This window comes from Pseudomonadota bacterium (assembly GCA_022361155.1).
GTDB lineage: Bacteria > Myxococcota_A > Polyangia > Polyangiales > JAKSBK01 > JAKSBK01.
On record JAKSBK010000278.1, the window covers coordinates 1 to 5,982 of the forward strand.

7 protein-coding genes are annotated in these 5,982 nt (G+C 64.3%); 4 read left to right on the plus strand and 3 right to left on the minus strand.

Annotated elements, in window-relative coordinates; translation table 11 throughout:
* Positions 1-549: 549 nt before the first annotated feature.
* The gene (locus MJD61_10635; GenBank protein ID MCG8555726.1) at positions 550-876 is read left to right on the plus strand and encodes a type II toxin-antitoxin system MqsA family antitoxin; all 327 of its coding nucleotides are present in this window, start codon (positions 550-552) and stop codon (positions 874-876) included.
* A gap of 369 nt (positions 877-1,245) precedes the next feature.
* Positions 1,246-3,420, plus strand: a complete 2,175-nt coding sequence (locus tag MJD61_10640) for a WD40 repeat domain-containing protein (protein ID MCG8555727.1) — start codon at positions 1,246-1,248, stop codon at positions 3,418-3,420.
* Positions 3,421-3,739: 319 nt separating this feature from the next.
* Here MJD61_10640 and MJD61_10645 read toward each other — a convergent pair whose 3' ends face one another.
* Positions 3,740-3,832: a UPF0175 family protein gene (locus MJD61_10645; protein ID MCG8555728.1), complete on the minus strand. Its 93-nt coding sequence runs from the start codon at positions 3,830-3,832 to the stop codon at positions 3,740-3,742.
* A 110-nt stretch (positions 3,833-3,942) separates the two neighbouring features.
* On the opposite strand from MJD61_10645, the gene MJD61_10650 reads away from it, so the two are divergent.
* A complete protein-coding gene (locus MJD61_10650) occupies positions 3,943-4,206 on the plus strand; it encodes a hypothetical protein (GenBank protein ID MCG8555729.1) in 264 nt (87 codons plus the stop codon).
* 55 nt (positions 4,207-4,261) lie between these two features.
* Here the strand turns inward: MJD61_10650 and MJD61_10655 are convergent, their stop codons facing one another.
* The gene (locus MJD61_10655) at positions 4,262-5,284 is read right to left on the minus strand and encodes a sugar kinase (GenBank protein MCG8555730.1); all 1,023 of its coding nucleotides are present in this window, start codon (positions 5,282-5,284) and stop codon (positions 4,262-4,264) included.
* A gap of 48 nt (positions 5,285-5,332) precedes the next feature.
* Positions 5,333-5,470, minus strand: a complete 138-nt coding sequence (locus MJD61_10660) for a DUF86 domain-containing protein (GenBank protein ID MCG8555731.1) — start codon at positions 5,468-5,470, stop codon at positions 5,333-5,335.
* Between MJD61_10660 and MJD61_10665 the strand changes: the two genes are divergently transcribed.
* The coding region (locus MJD61_10665; protein MCG8555732.1) for a hypothetical protein at positions 5,441-5,982 on the plus strand (542 nt) is incomplete at its 3' end. The two genes, MJD61_10660 and MJD61_10665, sit on opposite strands and share 30 nt — an antisense overlap.

Here is a 5,982-nt window from a genome sequence, read left to right on the forward strand (position 1 = left end):
CACGGAAGAATAACTCGTCTGTATCGCCGAGGGCCGGGCGCCGTTGGCAAGGCGCAACGACGAGGAATACTGGGGATATTTCGAGGAGGCGCAACATAGCCAGCGGTGGTCGGAACCGGTGAGATGGATGAGTTATTCTTCCGTGGGCCCTAAGCACCAGATGATGGTGGGATGACATCAAGATTGCACAGTGCAAACGTATCCCGTGCCGCTGCGCGCTCACGGCCAGTCAATACCGGTAGAGCTCGGTCAGCTCGGGGTCTGGACGAAACAGGTGGGTGCGGCGCAGCGTGCGGCGCGTGACCATCACCGTCATTCCAGGGACGATGTAGCGTGGTTGCGTCATGCTTCGCACACCGCACCAAGCGTGCCGGACACCACCGCAGCTCATTTCGCACACTTACGCTACCGGTGGTGGCGAAAGTGCCGGCGCACGCCGGCGGACGCCAACCTGGGTCGGGCCGGCGGCGTGGCATGCTCCTCTACGTGAAGTTTACCGTGGATTTGGAGGGCCACCTGGTGATTTCGCTCAAGGAGAGAGAAGTAGCGATGTCCAGTAACAAGACTCGAAAGACCCAGCCATGCCCGTCGTGCGGTGGAACGATGAAGCTCAAGACAAAGGCTGACCGACTGCAATGCAAGGGGCACTCGCGGAGCATTCGAACACGTGGTTGGTGGTGTGACTCATGCGACGAAGGAATCCTCGATAGCCAGGCCCTGAAGGCGAACGAGCGTCAGTTCATGGAGTTGAGGGCCGAGGTGGAGGGCCTGCTTCGGCCGCAAGAGATCGCGGCCATACGCGAAGAGCTCCAGCTCTCTCAGCGGCAGGTCGGTGAGATTCTTGGAGGCGGCCCCCCGGGCGTTCCAGAAGTATGAGTCGGGTCAGGTGTTGGTTAGTGCTGCGATGAGCAATTTGCTGCGGCTGCTTGCCAAAGATCCCAGACGGCTCAAGGAGCTGGATCTAGCGTCGTGAAGCGCACTGCAACCACAGTTGGTTAGGATGACTTACTTCGAGCGCAATCGGCCGGTGTGCCTGCGCGCCCGATCCGCCGTCGAGCGGGGCATACCGAGCTCCGACGGTGACAGTAACACGCCCCGAGACCGAGCCGCCTTCCATACCGCGCATGTTCTGGGAAGAGACGTACACGGGGTTGCTGCCGATCTGAAGCTTCGCACGTTGAACCTCTGCGCTGGAGTTCGAAAATCGACTCCGGTACACTCGCGGGAGCAATGTACGGTGGGCGGTTGCAACGACTGGCTGTCGGTTTCGTCACGTTGGCTTTGGGCGGTTGCGCCGGCGACACGGAAGGCGCTTCGATTGCGGTAGCCGATGCTGGAAGCGAGGACGCGCGCGTGCGAGGCGACGCCAAGACGGTCGGCGACGCCTCCGCAACGCAAAATGAAGGCGGTGCGGTCCCACACAAGCCCGATGCTGGAGCGCAAGCTGTCGATGCGGAAATTCCGTTGGTCGACGCTGGGATGCGAGCGGATACAGGCGCCCCGGACTCCGGCGGTGTAGGCGGCGATGCGTCGACTGGTCTCACGCCCACGCTAGCGAGCGTGTCCAGCGAGGATCTGCCTTGCCGCGATCTCGATCCCACGGCGCACAGCCTCACCTTTGGCGGCGCGCGACTCGCTGTGACCAACGCGATGGGCGTGACGGTCCTGCGCGGCGAGGATTTCTCGGTGGAGCGGACCTTCGCTCGCCACACAGACTGGGTTCGCGATGCGTCCCTGTCAGCCAAGGGCGACGTTGCAGCGAGTGTGGGCGACGACAACATGCTGCGTTTTTGGCGCGCCGCATCGGCCAACGAGCTTGCCAGGGTCGCGCTCCGCACCGACCCTGCACAGGTCGTGTTCGCAGCCGCGGATGATGCCGTGTTTGTGGTCGACACAGAGGGCGGCGTATCGCTGCGACCGTTCGGCACCGACGCACCGGCCCGTTGGACTCTGTCGTCCCTAGGCAAGGAAGTGCGCGTCGCACCTCTGCCTGACGGGCAGCGTTTCGCGGTTGCTAGCCAAACGGGTGTGACGTTGCATTCCCAGCAGACGGGCGAGCGGCTGGCCCAAATCCACTCGGGGAGAGCCAGCGCGGTAGCTGTGTCGAGCAACGACCGGATAGCGCTTGCGAGTGCCGGCAGCGTCCTGCTCAAACAGCTCTCGGACCCCGGACCAAGTCGCGAGCTTCGTATCCCCGGCGCGAGCCTGAGCCAAGTCGCCTTGTCGAGTGACGGGCAGTGGCTTGCCGCTTCAGACCAGCAGGACCGTGTCTTTGTATGGCGCGTCGTCGATCGGACCATGGTACACGAGCTCCGCACCGTTGGAAGCGTGAGAACGCTCGCGTTTTCGCCCGATGGACGGCATTTGGCTGCAGCGGACTACTGGCGTTGGGTGTGGCGGGTCTCGGACGGGAAGGCGCTGGTGCATCCCTTCCTCTCACCCTCCGGCAGGATTTGGAGGGTGGCCGTTGCGCCAAGCGGCCGCTACGTGGCTTTCGCTCGGGCCGGGGACAACGCACAAGTTTGGGACATGGCGCGCGGAGCGCTGGTCCGTGTATTCGAGCGCCGTCCAGGCCAGAACCAGGGCATGGTCAGCTTTGGCAGCAACGACCTGTTGCTGGTCAATACCAACGACGAAGCGAACCTGTGGGACCTAGGACAGGAGAGACCGGCCAGGATCTTCCGCTACGCCAGCCAGGGCAAGCAGCCGGATCGCAACGGTCCGATGCACTTGTCGCCCGATCTCACAACGCTCGCTGGGCCAGGTCCGAGCGATGCTCCAGGGAGGATTCGCTTCTGGAACGCCCTGGACGGCAGCTTCGTTGGCGCTCTGCCGGGGCACGAGGGAGGCATCGGCGATATGCAGTGGTCAAGTGACGGTGGGCAGGTGATTAGCATCGGTCCTGAGCGCCAAGATGGCACTGGGGTTCACGGCGTGCGGATCAAAGTTTGGAATGTGGCGACTTTGGAGTTGCTGGCCGAAGTAGAGACGGGCCACGAACATGCTCTGGTCGAGCTCGATGTCTCCCCCGATGGCACTCGCATCGTGACCGCCGACTTCAAGGGCCTTGTGCGACTCTGGTCGGCTCCGGATCTGCGACTGCTTCGTGAGCTTGCGACTCCGCCTCCCGTTGGTGCGGTCGCGGCAAGGCGTGTAGGTGGCCACCCAAGCTTCTCGCACGATGGACGGCTCGTGGCGGTACCGGCTAGCCATCCTGGGTTCAGGCCGCAGCGAGGCGAGATCGCGCTCTTCCGCGTGCGAGACGGCGCACTTGTGCGTCAGCTGTGGTCGCCGTTCAATGGTACGTATGGCGCCACGTTTACCCCCGACGGTAGGTATCTCGCGGCGGGAACATACATGGGCGTGCGCCTGTGGTGCTTGAGCGACACCCCAGCGATGCCCGTGGCTCCGCCCCTGTGAGCGCGTCGCGATGGGGTGGTAGCCGGCATTAATGCGCTGTGGAGCCGCCCGTAGTCTTCCCGCGACTGCGGCGAGCGAGCGGCCTGACCCGCCTTGAGGCTTGAGGACGCCACGGCGGGGGCGGTGGGGGCGGCCAGCAGCTGGATGATCGGGGTCGCGGGGCCGGACTCGTCGCGCAGGACGGGCTCGTGATGTGGCGGAGCTGCCAAGGCGGGGTTCGTTGCGCACGACAGGAGATCAAACCCCTGGCCTCTACGCAACCCCCAAGGAGACGTCATTCCCCATCCCGGGAACCTCAGGCATCACATCGACGCGCTCGTCACTCCAGCTTGAAGACATCGACCTTGCGAGCTGCCAACTCCAGGATGAAGTCCCGACGGTTGAGCCCAGCAATCGTTGCGGCCTTCTCCATCGAGATGTCTTGCCTTGGCAACAAGAGCAGTCCGATCCACAAGCAGGGCGTCGACGGCGGCTCGGTAGGCTTCGGGCTGATGGCGGCCAACGGCGAAGCTCGGATTGCGCGTGCCTTGGAGCTCGGGGGTGGTGGCGCGCTTTTGTGGCGAGACGAACAGGACCTTTTCTACGCCCATGAAGCTCCGGCCCTGGGCTCGCAGGCTGGCACGGGTTCGCTTCGAGGGGATGCACCTGGCGGTCCAGTACCTCCTGGTCGCCTTCCTTGCGATGCTCCCTGGCGCCGTTTACCTGGCGGCCCTTGCCTTCTCGGCAGCGGCCTTGCCCCTGGCGCAACGCTACCGCAAGACCTCCTGGGAGGTCGTCGCCGGCTGACGAGCCGGGCATCATCGCTAGGTTCCTTGCGGTGCTCAAGCGGCTTCGCGCGCCGCTACCGCTGAACGCGTCCTGAGGCATCGCCGCCGGCGAGGCGTTCGACTTCGGAGAGCTTGACCAGGCAATAGTCGCCTTCGATGGTGTGCTTGAGGCAGCTGGCTGCCGACGCCAGCTCGATGGCGCTGGCGGGATCCTTGCCGTTGACGAGGGCGTAGATCAGCCCGGCGCCGAAGGCGTCGCCGCCCCCCACCCGATCCACGATGTCGATCTCATAGCGCCGGGAGAAGACCGCCTTGCCGCTCGTGTACAGCATGCCGGACCAGCCGTTGCGGGAAGCGGACAGGCTCTCTCTCAGCGTAATGGCCACGCCAGCGAGGTCGAAGCGCTCCGACAGTTGTCTGGCCACGTCTTGGTAGCGGCCCCTGTCCAAGGTGGCGGAGGTCACGTCGGTGCTGCCGGCCTTGATTCCAAACACGTCGTCGGCATCTTCCTCGTTGGCGATACAGTAATCGACAAGAGGCATGAGCTCGCCCATCACCCTGCGAGCCTCGTTTCGAGACCAGAGTTTTTTGCGGTAGTTGAGATCGCAGCTCGTAATCAAGCCGGCTTCTTTGGCGGCGCTCAAACCAAGCCGGGTGCCTGCTGCGGCAGGCTCCGAAAGTGCGGGGGTAATCCCGGTGCAGTGAAACCACGACGCCCCCGCCAGCATGGCCTTCCAGTCGAAGGAGCTCGGGTCCATGCGTGCGATCGCACTGGCGGCCCGATCGTAGATCACGCTCGAGGGACGCTGGGAGGCGCCCTTCTCCGCGAAGTAGATGCCCATGCGCTCGCCGCCACGCTGGATGAAACGGGTGTCGACGCCCAGCCCGCGCAGCTGATTGATGCAGGCTTGGGCCAGGTCGTTGTCTGGCAGAACGGTCACGAAGCGCGTTTCCAGACCCAGCTGCGCCAGCGCCACGGCAACGTTGGCCTCCGCCCCCCCGAACGTGAGCTCCAAAGACGCGGCCTGCGTGAAGCGCGTGTAACCCGGCGGCGACAGCCGCAGCATGACCTCTCCAAACGTGACGATGGTGCTCATGAACCGCTGCTCTCCTTGAATCTTTCGCTTCACCAAAAACCGCCAAAATCAAGCCTGGGCCTCGCGCTCGAGCGTCAGTCGCGTGAACTCGAGCAGATCGTCGAGCTTTTTATCGATGATGGCCTGCACGATGTCGAGATCGAGCTTGCGGTAGTCATGGACCGCGATGTTGCGAAACCCCACCATCGACCGGAGCGAACGCGCCAGTCGTTCTACTGGCCTCGCGCCGGCGGCGCCGCGAACTGCGACCCGAACGCGGACACCAACCCGCCCGCGCCGACCCCGCCAGACAACGACGAGCTCGGCGAGCCGGGGCAGGACTATCCCAACGCCTTCTGGGGCAAGGACCTGTCGGCAATGGCCACCACCCAGCGCAAGACCGGCCGCGTCTGGCCCCAGGGCGACCAGGACCATTTCAATATCACAGCCACGTGCCCCAATGACCACGACTACCTGCGCGCCCGCGTGGCGCTGCGCACCGAGGCCAAGGTGAACCTGGCACGGCACTTCGTGGAGTACTGCTGGTCGGACAACGGCATACACTGCAGTGCCGGCGGTCTGATCGCCAATCGGCTGTCGCGGACGCCGCAAGGCGGCGGGACCGACGAATTCGCCAACGTTCCGCTCGATGTATCGTGCATTTCCGGCGAGACAAGCCGTCTCAGCATCTGGGTCTGGGTTCCCGCGGGCACGGTCGG